The sequence below is a fragment of the Geodermatophilus sp. SYSU D00700 genome, assembly GCF_054050255.1.
The window spans coordinates 76,070-93,838 of sequence record NZ_JBJGZA010000010.1 but is presented as its reverse complement, the minus strand read 5'-3'; the positions used below and the strand labels follow the sequence as shown (position 1 = coordinate 93,838).

14 protein-coding genes are annotated in these 17,769 nt (G+C 73.7%); 8 read left to right on the top strand and 6 right to left on the bottom strand.

Annotated elements, in window-relative coordinates; all coding sequences use genetic code 11:
• The first annotated feature begins 182 nt into the window (after positions 1–182).
• Positions 183–680: an ATP-binding protein gene (locus tag ACI79V_RS10375; protein ID WP_456888939.1), complete on the top strand. Its 498-nt coding sequence runs from the start codon at positions 183–185 to the stop codon at positions 678–680.
• Between the two features lie 375 nt (positions 681–1,055).
• Here ACI79V_RS10375 and ACI79V_RS10370 read toward each other — a convergent pair whose 3' ends face one another.
• The gene (locus ACI79V_RS10370) at positions 1,056–1,424 is read right to left on the bottom strand and encodes a nuclear transport factor 2 family protein (RefSeq protein WP_456888937.1); all 369 of its coding nucleotides are present in this window, start codon (positions 1,422–1,424) and stop codon (positions 1,056–1,058) included.
• 514 nt (positions 1,425–1,938) lie between these two features.
• Here ACI79V_RS10370 and ACI79V_RS10365 point away from each other — a divergent pair.
• On the top strand, positions 1,939–3,144 hold the full coding sequence (locus ACI79V_RS10365; RefSeq protein ID WP_456888935.1) for an alpha/beta hydrolase family protein: 1,206 nt from the start codon (positions 1,939–1,941) through the stop codon (positions 3,142–3,144).
• A gap of 103 nt (positions 3,145–3,247) precedes the next feature.
• On the opposite strand, the gene ACI79V_RS10360 is transcribed toward ACI79V_RS10365, so the two are convergent.
• The 4 genes from ACI79V_RS10360 to ACI79V_RS10345 form a co-directional block, all read right to left on the bottom strand.
• A complete protein-coding gene (locus ACI79V_RS10360) occupies positions 3,248–5,479 on the bottom strand; it encodes a xanthine dehydrogenase family protein molybdopterin-binding subunit (RefSeq protein ID WP_456888933.1) in 2,232 nt (743 codons plus the stop codon).
• A 77-nt stretch (positions 5,480–5,556) separates the two neighbouring features.
• Positions 5,557–6,552 carry an FAD binding domain-containing protein gene (locus tag ACI79V_RS10355; protein ID WP_456888931.1) on the bottom strand — a complete coding sequence of 332 codons (996 nt, stop codon included), beginning with the start codon at positions 6,550–6,552 and terminating at the stop codon, positions 5,557–5,559.
• Entirely contained in the window at positions 6,549–7,100 is a 552-nt protein-coding gene (locus tag ACI79V_RS10350; protein WP_456888929.1) for a 2Fe-2S iron-sulfur cluster-binding protein, read from the bottom strand. Before ACI79V_RS10350 ends, ACI79V_RS10355 begins: the two co-directional genes overlap by 4 nt.
• Before the next feature lie 24 nt (positions 7,101–7,124).
• A complete protein-coding gene (locus tag ACI79V_RS10345; RefSeq protein WP_456888927.1) occupies positions 7,125–7,403 on the bottom strand; it encodes a type II toxin-antitoxin system Phd/YefM family antitoxin in 279 nt (92 codons plus the stop codon).
• Positions 7,404–8,773: 1,370 nt separating this feature from the next.
• Between ACI79V_RS10345 and ACI79V_RS10340 the strand changes: the two genes are divergently transcribed.
• The 3 genes from ACI79V_RS10340 (at position 8,774) to ACI79V_RS10330 (ending at position 11,343) form a co-directional block, all read left to right on the top strand.
• Complete coding sequence (locus ACI79V_RS10340) at positions 8,774–9,016, top strand: hypothetical protein (protein WP_456888925.1); 243 nt, start codon at positions 8,774–8,776, stop codon at positions 9,014–9,016.
• A gap of 164 nt (positions 9,017–9,180) precedes the next feature.
• Positions 9,181–9,591: a hypothetical protein gene (locus tag ACI79V_RS10335; protein ID WP_456888923.1), complete on the top strand. Its 411-nt coding sequence runs from the start codon at positions 9,181–9,183 to the stop codon at positions 9,589–9,591.
• A gap of 90 nt (positions 9,592–9,681) precedes the next feature.
• On the top strand, positions 9,682–11,343 hold the full coding sequence (locus ACI79V_RS10330) for an FAD-dependent oxidoreductase (protein ID WP_456888921.1): 1,662 nt from the start codon (positions 9,682–9,684) through the stop codon (positions 11,341–11,343).
• A 77-nt stretch (positions 11,344–11,420) separates the two neighbouring features.
• Here ACI79V_RS10330 and ACI79V_RS10325 read toward each other — a convergent pair whose 3' ends face one another.
• Positions 11,421–12,305: a hypothetical protein gene (locus tag ACI79V_RS10325; RefSeq protein ID WP_456888919.1), complete on the bottom strand. Its 885-nt coding sequence runs from the start codon at positions 12,303–12,305 to the stop codon at positions 11,421–11,423.
• A gap of 235 nt (positions 12,306–12,540) precedes the next feature.
• Between ACI79V_RS10325 and ACI79V_RS10320 the strand changes: the two genes are divergently transcribed.
• The 3 genes from ACI79V_RS10320 to ACI79V_RS10310 all read left to right on the top strand — a co-directional run bounded on the left by ACI79V_RS10320 (position 12,541) and on the right by ACI79V_RS10310 (position 17,615).
• Positions 12,541–15,078 (top strand): ATP-binding protein, encoded by a 2,538-nt coding sequence (locus tag ACI79V_RS10320; protein WP_456888917.1) that lies wholly within the window; start codon positions 12,541–12,543, stop codon positions 15,076–15,078.
• 279 nt (positions 15,079–15,357) lie between these two features.
• Positions 15,358–16,311, top strand: coding sequence for an alpha/beta hydrolase (locus ACI79V_RS10315; protein ID WP_456888915.1), 954 nt, complete (start codon positions 15,358–15,360; stop codon positions 16,309–16,311).
• Positions 16,312–16,679: 368 nt separating this feature from the next.
• Complete coding sequence (locus ACI79V_RS10310; RefSeq protein WP_456888913.1) at positions 16,680–17,615, top strand: hypothetical protein; 936 nt, start codon at positions 16,680–16,682, stop codon at positions 17,613–17,615.
• Positions 17,616–17,769 lie beyond the last annotated feature (154 nt).

Sequence of the window (17,769 nt, the reverse complement as noted above, 5' to 3'; positions counted from 1 at the left end):
CGGCACTGCTCCAGCAGGCCGATCCGGCCGGTCGCGCCGGTTGGCGCAGGTCGCGGCCGGGTACGGCGGGCGCCGCGGAACGAAGCAGACGGAACCGGCTCGTTCCACGCGGTAGCGCAACGGCCTCCCCGGCCGCGGCCCACTGCGCACAGGGCAGCTCACCCCTGGACCGAACGAGGCAGATGAACGCGCACTGGCAGCAGCGACCACCTCCCGACCTCGCCACCGGCGCGGCGTGGCAGGGCACACCGCGCACCGCCGCCGAGCTCACCGCGCTGCGCGCGGACCTGCACCACGCCCTGCGTGACGGGCCGCTGGCCACCGACGCCCTCACCGCCGCCGACGCCGCCGACGATGCGGTCGACACCGCGCTGCTGACCTTCGAGGAGCTGGCCTCCAACGGGCTCCGCCACGGCCGCCCGCCCGTACACGTCATGGTCACCGCCGCCGGCGCCGGCTGGCTGCTGGAGGTCAGCGACGCCGCCGCCGACCGACCGCCCACCCCCGCGACCGGCCGGGACCCCGCCCGCGGTGGCCACGGGCTGCACCTGGTCGCGCGGCTCTGTGCCGCGCACGGGTGGTTCCCTCGCGACGGCCGCAAGTACGTCTGGGCGTACGTCGCACCTGCAGACGTCGCCTCAAGGCCATCACCGCCGCCCGGTGGCCGCCCGCGCCTCTGAGTCGGCCTCGCCGGACCGCGCGAGTCAGGTCCACTCGGAACTGCACGACGTCGCCATGGGGTCAGAGGCGCGAGCGGCGACGTCAGGGACGTCGCACGAGTCACTTCCAGGTCGTCGAGTGGACATGGGAGATGGCCGACGGGCTGTTCGCAGGCATCTCGCGCCCAGAGACTCGACGGCTCCAGCTCCCTGCCACCCACGGTGCGGCCGTGTACAGCCGGCTTGCGCACCGGAACTCGACACTGATCAGACGCGGCGGCGGGGAAGAGGCCGGCGACGACATGGCCAGCAGCCTGGGCTGACCTGCTTCCGCGACGTCTGGCTCAGCCGTCCGGCTCCACTGCCCCCCGCCCGGCAGAGCCCGAGGACGCCGGCTCAGGTCGGCAGTGGGCCGAAGAAGCCGACGATCCGGCGCAGCCTGCCCGCGCCGTCGACCTCGCCGAAGTCGGTCCCCTCGAGAGCGACCGAGCCGTCGGCTGCCAGCATCCGCCAGGCGAACCGCAGGTAGCCGTCGTGCTCGTCGACGCCGCTGACGACGTCGATGCGCGCGCCTGGGCTCCCCTCCTGGAACGACCCGATCAGCGACGACAGCCCGTCGCGGCCCTCGACGCGGTTCAGCGGGTCGCAGTAGACGCCGTCCTCGGCCCAGCACGTGTCCAGCAGCGTCCGGCGCGCGGCGGTATCGGTCTCGCGCCAGGCCGCGGCGTACTGCTCGACGGCGGCGCTCCCGACGGTCAGTGTCACCCCGAGCACGGTAGAAAGGACGAACGGCCGCAGACAGGGGCGAACGACCCGGTCCGGCGGGTGAGCCCGAGGTCGTACTCGGTCGTCCCGCGGGGCGGGGATGCGACCTGGCCTTCGCGGAGAAGGCGCGGCGTCCGGGGATGCGGCGGCCCGGATGGACGTCCGGCGCCGGGGCCGGCGCACGGCCGGTGGGCGGTGTGCGCTGACCTCCGCCGTGGGCGCGACGCGACCAACCCACGACCAACGAACACCCCTGACGCCCGACGATGACCAACACCGCCGATCCTGCGGACAGGCTTTGACCTGCACGTTCGTTGGCCAACTCCAGGTCGTCGACCCTGTGCCAAGGAGGGCCTCGCCCGGCTGTTGCTCGCCTTCCTCGCCCTCGCCGCCACACTGGCCCGGTACGAGGAGCTCGCGAGCTGGGATCGGCTGAGGCGCCATCCTCTTTCCTTCCCGACGTGGACTGGTCACCGTGGAAACAGGCCCGGCCAGCGTTCGGATGGAGGATGCGATGGCGCGCCGGTTCTTCGACTTCGAGCAGTTCGACTTCCAGTTCCAGCTCGGTCTGGGCGGTGTGTTCTCCGGGTGCGGGGACGTCGGGGAGATGCTGGCGACCGCGGCCCGCATCGTCGACGGCGACGCGACCAGTTGGTGCACCGAGTGGGTCGCCACCGCCGACCGCGTCGCCGCGATCGCCGACGGGTGCGCCGCCGCCGGTCATCCGGTGAGTGCCCGGTCGGCGTACCTGCGGGCGAGCGCCTACTACGCACAGGCCCTGTCCGCGGTGGATGGCACCCAGGACCCCGAAGCGCTGCTGCAGTCGACGTTCCGAGCGCACCGGCGCTGCTTCGACGACCACGTCGACCGCCTGCAGCCGGCCGGCCAGCGGGTCGAGATCCCCTACGAGGGCACCACCATGCCCGGCTACTTCTTCACCCCTCCAGGCACGGACGGGCGGCACCCGACGCTGGTGGTGAACAACGGCAGCGACGGCCCCGTCACCACCCTGTGGCCGCCGCTCGGCGCGGGCGCGGTCAACCGGGGGTACAACGCGCTGGTCTTCGACGGTCCCGGTCAGCAGTCCATGCTGTTCGAGCGGCAGGTGCCCTTCCGGTACGACTGGGAGGCGGTGATCACCCCGGTGGTCGACTACCTGTCGGCGCGGCCGGACGTCGATCCGGAGCTGATCGCGCTGCACGGCGTCAGTCAGGGCGGCTACTGGGTGCCCCGCGCGCTGGCCTTCGAGCACCGCATCGCCGCCGGCATCGCCGACCCCGGCGTGTACGACGCGTTCGAGCCCTGGTGGAACGCGTTGCCGCAGCCGCTGCGCGACTGCCTCGACGCCGGCGACCAGCAGCGGTTCGACCAGCTCATGGCCGCGGGGATGCAGCAGGCGACCGCGGGCGAGCGGCAGAACTGGGAGTGGCGCGCCAAGCCCTACGGCAAGACGTCGGCGTACGACGTGGTCACCGAGGCCCGCCGGTACACCCTGGAGGGTGTGGCCGACCGGATCACCACCCCGATGCTGATCACCGATCCCGACGGTGAGCAGTTCTGGCCGGGCCAGTCCCGGCGGCTCTTCGACGCGTTGCCCGGGCCCAAGCAGCTGGTCCGCTTCACTGCCGCCGAGGGCGCCGACCGCCACTGCGAACCCATGGCTCGCTCGCTGCTCGAGCAGCGCGTCCTCGACTGGCTCGACGAGACCCTCACCCGATGACGCCCGCCCGATGACACCGGCCGGATCGTGCAGATGGTCGTTGCGGTACGCGCGCCACTCACCTGCAGCTGGCGCCGTCACCGGACTGGAGTGCTGAGCAGTGTCACAGCAGCCGGTCCAGCGTCACGGGGAGGTCCCGGATCCTCACACCGGTGGCGTGGTGCACGGCGTTGGCCACGGCAGCGGCCACGCCGGTGATGCCGACCTCGCCCACACCCAGCAGCCCCAGCGGGGTCGTCGGGTCGGGCTCGTCGAGGTAGTCGACGTCGATCCGGGGCGTGTCGGCCTGTACCGGCACGTGGTAGTCGGCCAGGCCGGGGTTCACGATCCGCCCGGTACGCGGGTCGACCAGCGTCTCCTCGCACAGCGCGGCCCCGATGCCCATGACGATCCCGCCGCGCAGCTGACTGGTCGCCGTCTTGGGGTTGATCACCCGGCCGACGTCGAAGACCCCCAGCCAGCGCGACACGCGCACCTCGCCGGTGTGCTCGTCGACGCGGACCTCGCAGAAGTGCGCGCCGGTGGCGGCGCGCACCCAGCGCCTGCGGTCGCGGAACCAGCCGGCGGCCGCCCGGGCCTGCTGCAGCGTCCGCCCGGCCCGCGTCCCCGGGGCGGTGCGGACCTCGATCGCCGGTCGTCCGGCGCGGCTCAGGATGACGCCGTAGGTCTCGCCCTGGTCCGGCGCGTCCGCCCGGTACAACCCTCCGCGCCCGGCCCGCAGCTCCGACAGCCGCCGACCGTGCAGCGGTGACGACGGAGAGCGCCGGGCCAGCGCCAGCGCGGACCGCGTGAGCTCCTCGCACGCCTCCAGCAGCGCGGTCGCCACGCTCGCGGTCTGCCCCGAGCCGCCTGCCTGCGGCCCGACCGGCAGGTCGGTGTCGCCGTGCTCGACGGTGACCGCCTCGACCGGCACGCCGAGGGCGTCCGCGGCGATCTGCGTCTGCACGGTGGCCACGCCGACGCCGATCTCGTGGAACGCGCAGCGCACGAGCACCGTGCCGTCCGCGTGCAGCCGCACGGTGACGTCGGCGGGCAGGCGGACCGGTAGGTGGAAGGCGGTGGCCACCCCCCAGCCGACGAGCCAGTGCCCGTCGCGCATCGACCGCGGCCTCGCGGTGCGCTCGGCCCAACCGAACCGTTCCACGCCGCGGGAGTAGGCCTTCCGCAGGTCGCGCCGCGAGAACCGCTTGCCGTCCAACGGGTCGCGGTCGGGCTCGTTGCGCATCCGGAGCTCCACCGGGTCCATCCCCAGCGCCACGGCCAGCTCGTCGACCGCCGACTCGAGGGCGAACGTGCCGACCGCCTCCCCCGGCGCCCGCATGTGGGTGGTGGGGAGGACGTCGAGCGTGGTCGTGGCGTGCCGGATCCAGATGTTCGGCGCCGCGTAGAGGTGGCGTGACTGCGAGCCCGCCGGCTCCGATGTCCCACCCACCCGGCCGACCTGCGAGACAGCGGTGTGCAGGAGCGCGGTGAGGGTCCCGTCCCGATGTGCGCCGAGCGCGATGCGCTGCACGGTGGGGGTGCGTCCCCCGACGGTGCGGGTGACGTCCTCGCGGCTGAGCACCATCCGCACCGCCCGGCCGGTGGCCCGGGCAGCGAGGACGGTGAGCACCGTCCCCGCCCAGACCGGGGCCTTGCCGCCGAAACCGCCGCCGACGTGCGGGGCGAGAACGCGCACGCCCGCGAGCGGCACCCCGAAGCGCCGGGCGAGGTGGCGGCGGGCCCAGTCGACATCCTGCGAGCTCTCGTGGACGGTCAGCCGGTCGCCGTTCCAGACCGCGATGGTTGCGTGCGGCTCCAGGGCGTGGTGGTTCTGGGCGGGTGTGGTGTACCGGTGGTCCACGACGACGGGGGCGGTGGCGAGGGCGCGTTCGGCGTCGCCCGTCCGCGCCTCGCCGAGGACGAGAAGCGTGCCGCGCAGTGGGACCGCGTCGTCCTGTGCGGCGGCGAAGTCGGTGACCGCGGGCTCCACCTCGTAGGTGACGCGGACGAGCCGGGCGGCCTGCCGGGCCGTGTCGGGCGAGTCGGCGACGACGACGGCGACCGGCTGGCCGTTCCAGTGCACCTGGTCGGTGTTGAGGTAGTTCACCGTGGTGCCCGACGCCAGCGTGCTCAGGTCGAACGCGCTCACCGGCGCCGGCGGCGTGATGCGCGGGGCGTTGTGGTGGGTCAGGACCGCCAGCACCCCGCCGACGGCCTCGGCGTCGACGGTGTCGAGGCCGGTGATGCGGCCGCGGGCGACGGTGGCGTGCACCAGTGCGGCGTGCGCGAGGTCAGGGACGTGGTGGTCGGCGGTGTACCGGGCGAGCCCGGAGGTCTTGGCCGGCCCGTCCACACGGTCGAGCGGGCGCCCGACTGCGTGGACGGGTCCAGCCGTCGGCGGGGAAGGCCGGATGCGCTCTGGTGCCCGAGTCATGCCGCACCTCCCTCGGTCACCAGCTGGTGCAGCGTGGCCACGACGGTTCGCCGCGCGAGCTCGATCTTGAACTCGTTCTGCGGTCGGCCGACGGCGGCCGCCAGCTCGGTGGTGGCCGCCCGGCGGAAGGTCTCCTCGGTGGCCGGCGCGCCGACCAGCACCTGCTCGGCCCGGGATGCCCGCCACGGCCGGGGTGCGACGCCGCCGAGGGCCAGCCGGGCCGCCGTGATCGTCCCGTTCGCGTGCTCCAGCGCCGCGGCGACCGAGACCAGCGCGAACGCGAACGAGGCCCGGTCGCGCACCTTGCGGTACCGCGACGAGGCGGCCACCGGCAGCGTCGGCAGCTCGACCGCGGTGATGAGCTCGTCGGGGTCGAGCACCGTTTCGACGTCCGGGGTGTCGCCGGGCAGGACGTGCAGCTCGGCCAGCGGGATGCGGCGGGTGCCGCCCAGGCTCCGCACCTCGACGACGGCGTCCAGCGCGACCAGCGCCACGGCCATGTCCGAGGGGTGCGTGGCGATGCAGTGCTCGCTGGTGCCGAGGACGGCGCTGCCCCGGTGGAACCCGCCGATCGCCGCGCACCCGCTGCCGGGGTCGCGCTTGTTGCAGGCGACGGTGCCGTCGGCGAAGTACAGGCAGCGCGTGCGCTGCAGGAGGTTGCCGCCGACCGTGGCCATGTTGCGCAGCTGCCCGGAGGCGCCGGAGAGCACCGCCTGGGACAGCACCGGGTAGCGGCTGCGCACCACCGGGTGGGCGGCGAGGTGGCTGTTGCGCACCAGGGCGCCGATCCGCAGGCCGCCGGCGGGCAGCTCCTGCACATCGGCCAAGGGGAGGGTGGAGATGTCGACGACGGTCGTCGGGCGCTCGACGTCCCGGCGCATCAGGTCCACGAGGTTGGTGCCGCCGGCGAGGAGCCTGGCGCCCGGTTCGGTGGCGATCGCCCGCAGGGCGGTGGCGACGTCGAGGGGCCGCAGGTAGGCGAAGGGCCTCATCGGTCCGCCGCCGGGTCCGCAGTTCGGGCACGGTCGTCGACCCCGGCGGCGGCGACGTGCTGGATCGCGTCGACGATGCCGTCGTAGGCGCCGCAGCGGCACAGGTTGCCGCTCATCCGCTCCCGGATCTCGGCCTCGGACAGGGGGATCGCGGTCGCCGCGAGATGCGGCGTGACGACGCTCGGGACGCCCGCACGGTGCTCGGCCAGCATGCCGACCGCCGAACAGATCTGGCCGGACGTGCAGAAGCCGCACTGGAAGCCGTCCGAACGGATGAACGCCTCCTGCAGAGGGTGCAGGCGTCCAGGTTCCCCGAGGCCCTCGACGGTGGTGATCTCGCGGTCGCCGTACTGCATGGCCAAGGCGAGGCAGGCGAGGATGCGTTCGCCGTCGACGAGCACCGTGCACGCGCCACAGGCGCCCTGGTCGCAGCCCTTCTTCGTGCCGGTCAGCTCCAGGCGCTCGCGCAGCGCATCGAGCAGGCTGACCCTCGGCTCGAGCTGGATCCGCCGGCTGGTCCCGTTGACTCGCAACTCCACCTCGGCCATGGCGCCGCTCCTCGGGTCGTCTCGTCACCCCGACCGTAGGGCGGACCACGGCCGTGTCCAGCTCATCGCGGCTCTCGGCCTCTCCGCGGGCGAGCTCGGCCTCAGGGGCGCGCCGACGCCGCATGTCATCGGCGTCGGCGAGGATCTCGTGGTCTCCTCGGGCGACTCGAGGTCCTCGATGGCGAGCAGCACGGCGGAGGACTTGCCGTGCACGGTCACGTACACGCACCCGTGCCGTCCGCTGATGCGGGCGACCAGCTTCGACAGGTGAGCCTTCGCGTCCGCCAGGGACAACGTCGTCATGGTCAAGAGTGCGAACCGAACGACTGCACCGGGCCAGCCGCCGCGAGGCGGGTGGTGGAGTCGGGCGGGGTTGGTCCGAGTCGACGAGGCGACCGATCAACGACCAACGAACCACTCCCGGCGCCCGACGATGACCAACACCGGCACATCATGCGACCAGGCTCTGACCTGCGCGGTCGTCGCTGTCCACTCGCTGCCCAGCACCTCGAGATCAACTGGCAGGGTCATTGGATCGAGTCCGATCGGGGGAGCAACACCGCAGGTCAGCGGCCTGACGCGCACTCCGAAGCGTGGCCCACGACCAGCAGTCCCTCTCCCGCCCAGCCCGGTACGACCGCTGTAGGGCCATTCCGGAGACGGCGCGCCGACGGGAGAGTCGCCGCGGGCGGCCCGGAGCCGGTTCGTCGTCAGAGCGTGGCTGCAGGTCGGTGGCCGCTCTGCGGCTGGCGAGCCGGTGGCCCGTGTGAACGTCCTGGGTGAGGCTGGGCCGGCGGTGGCCGAGGTGGCCGGCGATCTGCCGGGCGGACAGCCCGGCATCGTCGAGCCCGGTGGCGACGGTCTCGCGGGGCGTGCGCGAGGTCACCCAGTCGGAGCCGGCCCGGTCCAGGGCGCGGCGCAGGTCGCCGCTCGTCTTGTTCGGATCCCGCAGCCGGCCCTGCGGACTGCGGCGGAGCACCGGCGGGTCGGCGTCGTGCGCAGTCACGGCGGCGGCGTGTGCGCAGCCGAGCGTCCAGGTGAGCGGCCGGCGACGGTCGCAGTGCCGGAGGTCGGCCGGTCCAGCCCCGGCACGAGGCGCAGGGTGGTCGACGTGCGCGTGCCGTTGGGCCCCGCGAGCGGCAAGGGACCTGTTCGCGGCTGGAGCCGAGGAGCGCCGTGAGGTGACGCGGATCCTGCCAGGCCGAGCGAGGCACAGGCTGCCACCGGCGACGACAGGACACGCCCGCGACCACGCCGGAACGCTCGACCTCGCCGCGCCTGACCTGGCTGCCACGATCCGTCCAACAGTCCCTGGCGGAACCGACACGACCGGAGTTGACTCCATCCCCATCCGCTGGGAGGGCGAGCGGGGAGGTGCCAGCCGTGCGGTTCCCGATCCTCGGCCCGCTGGAGGTCGCTCCCGGCCACCCACGCGTGGAGCTCGGCCGGCCCGGGCAGCGGGCGGTGCTCGCGATCCCGCTCCTGAGTCGCGACGGGGCCGGCCGCTGGAGGCCCGTCGAGGCGGCGACGTTCCTCCCATCTCGCTGGACCGTGGCAGCGGCACCCGGCTGCCGCTGCGGAAGGAGGACAGTCCGATGCGCACACACGATGGAAGGGCACGCCTGAGCACGAAGCGTCGCGCCGCTGTCCGGCCGGTGGGCCCGATGGGCCCGATGGCCGTGCGTGCGGTGGCCGTCCGCTCGCTGGCGATCGGAGCGGCGGCGGCCGGCGCGGCCGCGGTCGGTGCCCTGGCGGTCGGGGCCGCGGCGATCGGGTCCCTGGCCGTGGGCCGCCTCGTCATCGGTCGTGCCGAGGTGCGTGATCTCCGCCTGGCCCGGCTGCAGGTCGACGAACTCGTCATCACCAGGCAGAGCGGCTCGCTCGAGGACGTCCCGTCCGGCGCCGGGCTGTCCTGACCGCGTCGCGTGGCCAGTTCCGGGACACCGGCTGCGGTGCTCCGGGCGCTGAACCGCTGCCCGGGAGGTTCGACCAGCAGGGACCATCCGGCTCCACGGCACCCCGGGCCCTGACGGCGGTCCGGGCCCGGGGTGCGCGGGGCGGGCCCGGAGAGGGGAGCAGCATGTCCGAGGCGTCGACACTGGTGGCCGCCGTCCTGCTGGTGGCGGTCCCGACCGTCGAGATCGGCGGGGTCTCGCTCCTGGCCATGATCAGTCGCAAGATCCCGGGGTACCTGGACAACCCCGTGCGCCGGCACCTGTTCCGCGCCGGGCACGCTCATGCCGGGGTCTGGATCGTCTTCGCGCTGGTCGGTCTCCTGTACGTCGACCAGACCGACCTGTCCGACGGCTGGAAGGCCGTGGTCCGCACGGGATTCGCCATCGCGCCGATCCTCATGCCCCTGGGCTTCTTCCTCTCGATCCTCCGACCCGACGCCGACAAGCCCAACGGCGTGCTGTGGTTGACGATCCTGGGCGGGCTGGCGCTCGCCGTGGCCACCGTCACGCTCGGGATCGGCCTGTTCCTCACATGAGCGCCCGCCCGACGCCGGGTGCCGGTCGCCGCGGTGAGGCACCCGGCCGGCTCGGCCGGGTCGTGCCGTCCTGACTGGGGGGTGCCCGGCATGGACCGACCGCTGCTCGTCGTGGTCGACCGGGACCGGTCGACCGTGGACCAGCTCAGCGCCGACCTGCTGCGCCGGTACGGCGCGGACTTCGCGACCGCGACGGCCACGTCGTTCGACGAGGCCTCGGCCCTGCTGGCCCGGCTCCGCGACGACGGCCGGGACGTGGCGTTGATCGTCGCCGAGCACTGGTTGGGGGAGTGTACCGGCGCCATGCTGCTGGCCCGCAGCAAGCAGCTCTTCCCCGAGGCCCAGCGGGCCCTGTTGATCGACTACGGCGACCGGCGCTGCGAGCCGGTGATCGTCGAGGGGATGGGACTCGGCTACCTCGAGCACCACCTGACCAAGCCGTGGCGTCCACGGGAGCACCTGCTGTACCCCGTGGTCTCCGAGGCGGTGGAGGCCTGGGCCCGACGCAACACCCCGCCGTTCGAGCTGCTCCGGATCGTGGGTCGACGGCTGGATCCCGTTGCCTACGAGCTGCGGGAGGCGCTGGAGCTCAACGGCATCCCGTTCAGCTTCGTCGACGAGGACACCCCGGAGGGGGTCGAACTGCTGTCCTCCGTGCCCGACCGCGACCCGGACCGGCCGGTGCTGTTCCTGCGCGACGGCCGGGTGCTGACCCGGTACACCCGCGCGGACATTGCCGAGGCCGTCGGCGCGCACACCGTGCCCCAGCACGCGTGCTACGACCTCGTCGTCGTCGGGGCCGGCCCGGCCGGCATGGCCGCCGCCGTGTACGGGGCCAGCGAAGGACTCACCACCCTGGTCGTGGAGCGGACGGCGATGGGTGGTCAAGCAGGGACCAGCTCCCGGATCCGCAACTACCTCGGCTTCCCGCGCGGTGTCAGTGGTCACGACCTGGCCACCCGCGCCTTCGCCCAGGCATGGATGCTCGGCGCCGAGTTCCTGTTCACCATCGGCGTCGCGGCGCTCGCTCCGGACGGGGGCAGCACGAGGGTCGGACTGAGCGACGGTACGACCGTGAGCGCGCGCTCGGTGGTGCTGGCCACCGGCGTGACGTACCGGCGGCTCGGCCTCCCGCAGCTGGAGGCCCTCGTCGGAGCGGGCGTCTACTACGGGTCGGCGGTCTCCGAGGCACCGGTGCTCCGCGGCGCCGAGGTCTACATCGTCGGTGCCGGCAACTCCGCAGGCCAGGCAGCCGTCTACCTGGCCCGCTTCGCCCACCGGGTCACCCTCGTCGTCCGCGGCGACACGCTCACCAGCAGCATGTCGGACTACCTGATCCGGGAGATCGGTGCGGTCCCGAACATCACCGTCACCCCGCACACCGAGGTCGTCGACGGAGGAGGCTCCGTCCGCCTCGAGACGCTCGTCCTCCGGGACCGGCGGACGGACCAGCGCCGGGAGGTGCCGGCCACCGCCCTGTTCGTCATGATCGGCGCGGTTCCCGACACGGCGTGGCTCCCGGAGCAGATCCGCCTCGACGACCACGGTTTCGTCCTCACAGGTCGGTCCGCCGAGGGGCCCACGGGGCTGGGCGCTGAGGTCCTGTCGTTGCAGACCTCCGTGCCCGCCGTCTTCGCCGCCGGCGACGTCCGCTCCGGGTCGGTCAAGCGGGTCGCGGCCGCCGTCGGCGAGGGAGCGACGGCGATCTCGGAGGTCCACCGGTACGTGACGCAGGCATCCCGGCGCACGTGAGTCCGCAACGGGAGGTGCGTCGAGGTCACCGGGCCCCGCCGGCACGGCGATCACGACGGCACCATGGCCCAGCGGCGTCAGGAGCGGAACTGCCGGTCGTAGCCGGTGCGCGCACCGGTCAACCGGGCGATCGAGCGCAGGTGTCGCCCGGTGTTGCCGGTCCTCCAGAAGTCCCGGTCCTCCGGCGGCCACGCGTACGCCGGGGCTCCTCCCTCGTCCAGCAGGCCGGTCAGCCGCGGCTCGCCGAGGCATGCGGCGGAGAACGCGTACAGCTCCGGCAACCGGGGCGCGATGACCCCGTAGTCGAGAGCTCGGGCCAGCGGCTGCTCGGCCGCGATGGCCTGCCCGAGGGACAGCCGGAGCGGGTAGTGGGTGGGGAAGGACCGGCGCAGGTCGAGGAAGAGCCCCACGGTGGGGCCCCGGGGGTCGACGAGGGCCGGCCCGAGTCGCGCGAGAGGACCCAGGGCCAGGCGCGGCCGGGCCACCAGGGCGTGGGTGAAGAGCAGCCGCAGCAGCGCCACGTTCATCATGAACCGCTCCACCGGGAGCTCCTCCGCGGCGAGCGGTTCGTGCTCCAGGTAGGCCGCGACGACGCTGGCGTTGTGGGCGCGGTACCAGGCCGCGGGGTCCGGTCGCCGGATGAACGCCGTCCACAGTTCGACGCCGGCCGCGTCGGCCGTCCCGGGGACCCCGTCGACCAGGAGGTCCGCCTCGACCTTGTCGCGCAGCAGCCGCTGGTTGACCGCTCGCCACCAGGGGCTGCCCGGGGGATCCGCGTGCAGCGGCGCCAGCACACCGCGGGCGAGTTCCCAGCGCAGGAACCTCAGCTCCGCCCGGCCGTACCACCGCCGTGGCCCGTCGGCGTGCCGGTAGAACCGCCGGGCCAGCTCGAAGCGCCCGGCTGGGTCGTCGCGCACCCGGGCCACCTGCCGGTCCGCCCGGGTGGCCGCCGTGTCAGCCACCGCGCCATCCTCACCCCCCAACCGCCCGGCCCGGTGGTCGCGCCGTCGCCCGACACCGGGTCGGCGGCCGGTGACGCAGCCGCAGCGGGGCGGGATCATGCGCGCACGCCACGTCCGCCACCGAACAGGAGCGTGGTCGTCCCGGTGCGTGCCGGTGGTGCCGTCCTCGTGAGCGGGTCGATCGACCCGGGGATCGGCCCACCGGTCGCCCGACCTGGGGTGCGAGGGGGCAGTCGTGCCGATCCGGACGCCGGACCAGAGACTCCGGGTGTTCGTCAGCTCGACCATGCGGGAGCTGGCCGACGAACGCGTCGCGGTGCGCGGCGCGGTCGAGCGGTTGCGCCTCACGCCGGTGCTCTTCGAGCTCGGCGCCCGGCCGCACCCGCCCCGAGAGCTGTACCTCGCCTACCTGCAGCAGAGCGACGTCTTCGTCGGCGTCTACTGGCAGTCGTACGGCTGGGTGGCTCCGGGCCGGTCCGTGTCCGGCCTGGAGGACGAGTACCTGGCCGCCGCGGGCAAGCCCAAGCTGGTCTACCTCAAGACGCCGGCTCCCGACCGGGATCCCCGTCTGGTGGAGCTGATCGACCGGATCGGCTCCGACGGGCTCTCCTACCGCAGCTTCGGCACGGCCGAGGAACTCGCCGTCCTCGTGGCCGACGACCTCGCCCTCCTGCTCAGCGAGCGGTTCGAGCTGCCGGAGCCCTCGCCCGCCGGCGAGCCGATCGGGCAGTGGCGGTTGCCTGCACCCGTCAGCTCGTTCATCGGCCGCGAGCAGGAACGCACCCAGCTCCGCGGCGTGCTGTCCGACGCCGCCACCCGTCTGGTGACCCTCGTCGGACCGGGCGGGATCGGCAAGACCAGGCTGGCGGTGCAGGTCGCCGCCGAGGTGCGCGGCTCGTTCCCCGACGGCGTGGTCGCCGTGCCGCTGGACGGTGTCCGGGCTCCCGAGCTGCTGGCCGATGCCGTCGCGACCGCCCTCGGCCTGCCCGACGGCGGAGGGCGGTTCCCGGAGCAGGCACTCGCGGCGTTCCTCGCCCCCCGGCGGATGCTGCTCGTGCTGGACAACATGGAACAGGTCGTCGGCGGGGCGCCGCTGATCACGCAGCTGCTGGGTGCGGCGCCGGGCCTCACGGTGCTCGCCACCAGCCGGGAGGTGCTCCACCTCACCGGCGAGCACGTGGTCGTCGTCCCGTCACTGGGGACCGTGGGAGCGGAGGAGCCGATCGACGTCCTCGCCCGGTCGGAGGCGGTGCGGCTGTTCGTCGACCGGGCGCGCTCCGCGCGGGCCGACGTCGACCTGGACGACCACCAGCTGCGGGCGATCGCCGAGATCTGCCGGCGGCTGGACGGGCTGCCGCTGGCCATCGAACTGGCCGCTGCGCGGGTCCGGCTGCTCCAGCCGGTCGAGCTGCTGGGCCGGCTCGGCTCGCGGCTCGGCGTCCTCACCGGTGGGTCCCGGGACCTGCCCGAGCGGCAGCGGACCCTCCGCCGGACGGTCGAGTGGAGCTTCGACCTCCTCGACGACGACGACGAGGTGGTCGTCGCCCGGCTCGCCGTGTTCGTCGGGGGCTTCTCCCTGGATGGGGCGGAGGCCGTGTGCGGCGACGAGCAGGTGTCCGACGTCCTCTCCTCGGTGGCCTCGCTCGTGGACAAGAGCCTGGTCCAGGTGGCTCCCGGCGCCTCGGGCGAGCCGCGCTTCGCCATGCTGGACTCCGTCCGGGAACTCGCGCTCGAGCGGTTGGAGGCCAGCGGGGCGGCCGATCAGGTCCGCGGAGACCACGCGCGGTTCTTCCTCCGGTTCGCGGCCGGTGTGCACACGGCGGAGCACGGCGCCCTCGACCGGTCCACGGTCGACCGGTACGTCACGGAGTCCGGGAACCTCGGTGCCGCGATGCGCACGTTCCTCGACGGTGGCGCCCTCGACGAGGCAGCGGGGCTCGGCCGGGCGCTGTGGCAGTTCTGGTGGGTACACGGCCTGCTCCGGCCGGGCATCGACTGGATGGAGGAGCTGCTGGCGCACCAGCCACACCTCACGCCGGCGGTGCGTGCCGACGCGTCGTTCGTCCTCGGGATGCTCAGCTTCGAGCTGGGTGAGGAGGGCCGCGCTCTCCCGGCGTTGCGGACCGCAGTCGAGCTCTCCGGCGAGCTGGGTGACGACCGGTCGGCCGCGCTGGCGAGGATCCCGCTCGGACTCCTCGTGGCCCGCAGCGACACCGCGGCAGGTGAGGGTCTCCTCGAGGCAGCCGTGGCCGCCCTCCGGGAGCTCGGTGACCGGTGGGGCCTCGCCTTCGCCCTGCTCTCCCTCGGCGGGGCGAAGCTCCTCCGCGACCTCCCGGACGACGCCGTCCCGCTGCTCGAGGAGAGCGCCGCGCTCGCCCGGACGGCCGGGACAGACGTCTTCCTGGGCAACGCGCTGGTGAACCTGGGGCTGGCGCACACCGCCCGCGGTGACCTCGACACGGCTCATCGGGTGCTGTCCGAGGCGCTCGAGCGCAGCCGGTCCATGGACAGCCGGGAGACCACCGCGCGGGCCCTCGACGGCATGGCTGCTGAGGCGGTGGCGGCGGGCGAGCCGGAGCGCGCCGCCCGTCTCACCGGCGCGGCGGAGGGGATCCGCCGGTCGATCGGCGCGGACGTCTTCCCGCCCGACCGCACCGGCTGGGTGCGCACCCGCGCCGTGCTCGCCGAGCGGCTGGGGGCGGCCGAGAGTGCGGCCCTCATCCACGCGGAGGCCGACCGGCCGGTGCGTGACCTGCTCGCCGAGCGCTGGTGACGTCACGGGCCGGTTCCGCGATCACACCGGTGCACACCACACCGCCGTGGGACCGGTCGTCGTCGACGAGGCGGATGGCCCGAGGGACGAAGAGCACTGGTGCGGGCCAGGACGTGCCGGGACGATCCGCGCGAGGACCCGGTGGCAGCCGTGCGAGGTCGAGCCGACCAGCAGCCACCCGCGGCAGGACGGTTCCGAGGCGCAGGAGGCCGCCTGCCCAGGCCCTCGTCAGGTCCCAGCACTCCCTGACCCATCCACTCCGACCGGAGGAGACTCGTCATGGCATCGACGTCCGAGCGGGAGATCCGGGAGATCGAGGCCGCCAACGCCTCCGGCGGCACCCCGGTCGTCTTCATCCACGGCCTCTGGCTGCTGCCGAGCAGCTGGGCCAACTGGGCGGACCTCTTCCGGCAGGCCGGCTACGCACCGCTCACACCGGACTGGCCGGACGATCCGGACACGATCGAAGCCGCCCGGGCGGAGCCGGAGGTCCTCGCCCGGAAGTCCTTGAGGCAGATCGCCGATCACACCACCGAGGTCATCGAGGCCCTGGACAGGAAGCCGGCCCTCATCGGGCACTCGACCGGGGGTCTGCTGGCGCAGATGCTCGCGGGCCGAGGCCTCTCGGCGGCCACGGTGGCGATCGACCCCGGGGTCTTCCGCGGCGTCCTGCCGCTGCCGGTTGCCACGCTCCGGTCGGCGGGCCCGTTCCTGGTCGACCCGCGCACCCGCGGCCGAGCGCTCACGCTCACCTTCGACCAGTTCAGGTACAGCTGGGCGAACGCGCTCGACGAGGAGGAGGCGAGGGAGCTCTACGAGAGGTACCACGTCGCCGGCTCCGGGCTCTCGCTCGTGCAGATGGGCAACGCGAACCTCAATCCCCGGACGGAGGCGAGGGTCGACACGAAGAACCCCGACCGCGGTCCGCTGCTGATCATCGAGGGCGAGAAGGACCACACGGTGCCGTGGGCGATCGCGAACGCCGCCTACAAGCGGCAGCGGCGCAATCCTGCCGTGACGGAGATCGTGAGGATGCCGAACCGGGGCCACGCCCTCACGATCGACCACGGCTGGCGCGAGGTCGCCCAGACGGCGCTGGACTTCGTCCAGCGGTTCACCCCGAGCGGTCGTGCGACGACGACGTCGGTGCCGAGGGCGCGCGACGCCTCGGCGGACTCCGGGCCGCCCACCGGCGCTCCCGCCGCGGAGACCGGACGCACGTCCGAGCGGTAGCCGCGTCATCTCGAGGAGGGGCTCCGTGCCTCTCCTCGATCAGCGCACCCGACCAGCGGACCTGGGTGGACAGGTCGCGCAGGTCCGGGGCGGGAGGCCGGTCGCACCGGGTGATCGAGGACCCTCGCTCTGCGTCGGTCGTCGCCGGCCTGCGCGGTCGACCGGTCCTACCCCTTGTCTGGCTCTCGGCCGAGGACGATCCTGCGCACAGGCCTCGGACCGAGCAGCCGGCCCGTCGCCGGGTCCGTGCGGGGGAGCAGGTCGACGAGGGTGGCGCACCGATGGATCCACGCGAACCCGATGTGCAGGCCTCGGGAGAGCCATCCGAGGGGCGGGCTCGGACGGACGAGGTCGGGGTCGGCGGCCGGTTGCTGCTGGCCGCGTTCAGCTGCCTGACGGCGCTGGCCGTCCTGCGACTGCTGGTCGGGGCCTCGGCCCACCACGACTTCGCCTGGCGCATCCACAACGAGCTGACGGCGGCCTTCCTCGGCGCCGCCTTCGCCGCGGGCTTCGTCCTCTCCCTGCTCTCCTTGCGGGAGCGGCGGTGGAGCCGGGCCCGGATCACCGTCCTCACGGTGGCCGTGTACACCGTCCTCACCCTCGTCGCGACGCTCATCCACAACCACGGTCTGCGGCTGGTGGCCGGGGGACCGTCCGCGCAGTTCGCCGCGTGGTTCTGGCTCGTCGTCTACCTCGTGGTCCCCGCCGGCTGCCTCGCCGTCTACCTCCGGCACGAGGCCCGCCGGGTCCGGGCCGAGCCGGCCGGCCGGCCGATGCCGGCCTGGCTGATGGCGCTGCTCGCCGTCCAGGGCGCCGCCATGGCCGCGGCCGGTGTGGTCCTGTACCTCGGTGGTGCGACTGTCCACCACACGCTCGACGACATGACCGGTTTCTGGCCGTGGGAGCTGGGGACGCTGAGCGGCCAGGTGGTCGGTTCCTGGCTGATCGCCTTCGGAGTCGCTGCCGCGCTGAGCATCCGGGAGCGGGATCTGACCCGACTGGTCATCCCCGCGGTCGCCTACACCGTCTTCGGGGTGCTGGAGCTGCTCGTGCTGCTCCGCTACCGGGCCGAGGTGAGCGCCGGTGACCCATGGGCGTGGGGCTACGCGGCCTTCCTCGTCACCCTGGTCGTCACCGGCGGATACGGCTGGTGGGCCGGCCGACGCGCAGCGGACGACACACACCCGGGGCCGCGACCTCCCGGACGAGTCGGCCTACCTGCTCCCCGAGGACGTCTCCACGGCCGCAGTGGGACCGGTCCGGACGCCGTGACCGCCGCGGCGACCGGCCCCGGCCGCGACTGACACCGCACCAGCGCTCGTCCGGACGCCGGCCAGAGGGCCTCAGTTCGTGATGTCGTCGACCCGGGTCGACTGGAGCAGTCGTGCACTCGCACCAGACCCGGATACCGGGCGCAGGACATCGATCAGACCCTGGAGGCCTCCGGTCGACATCCCA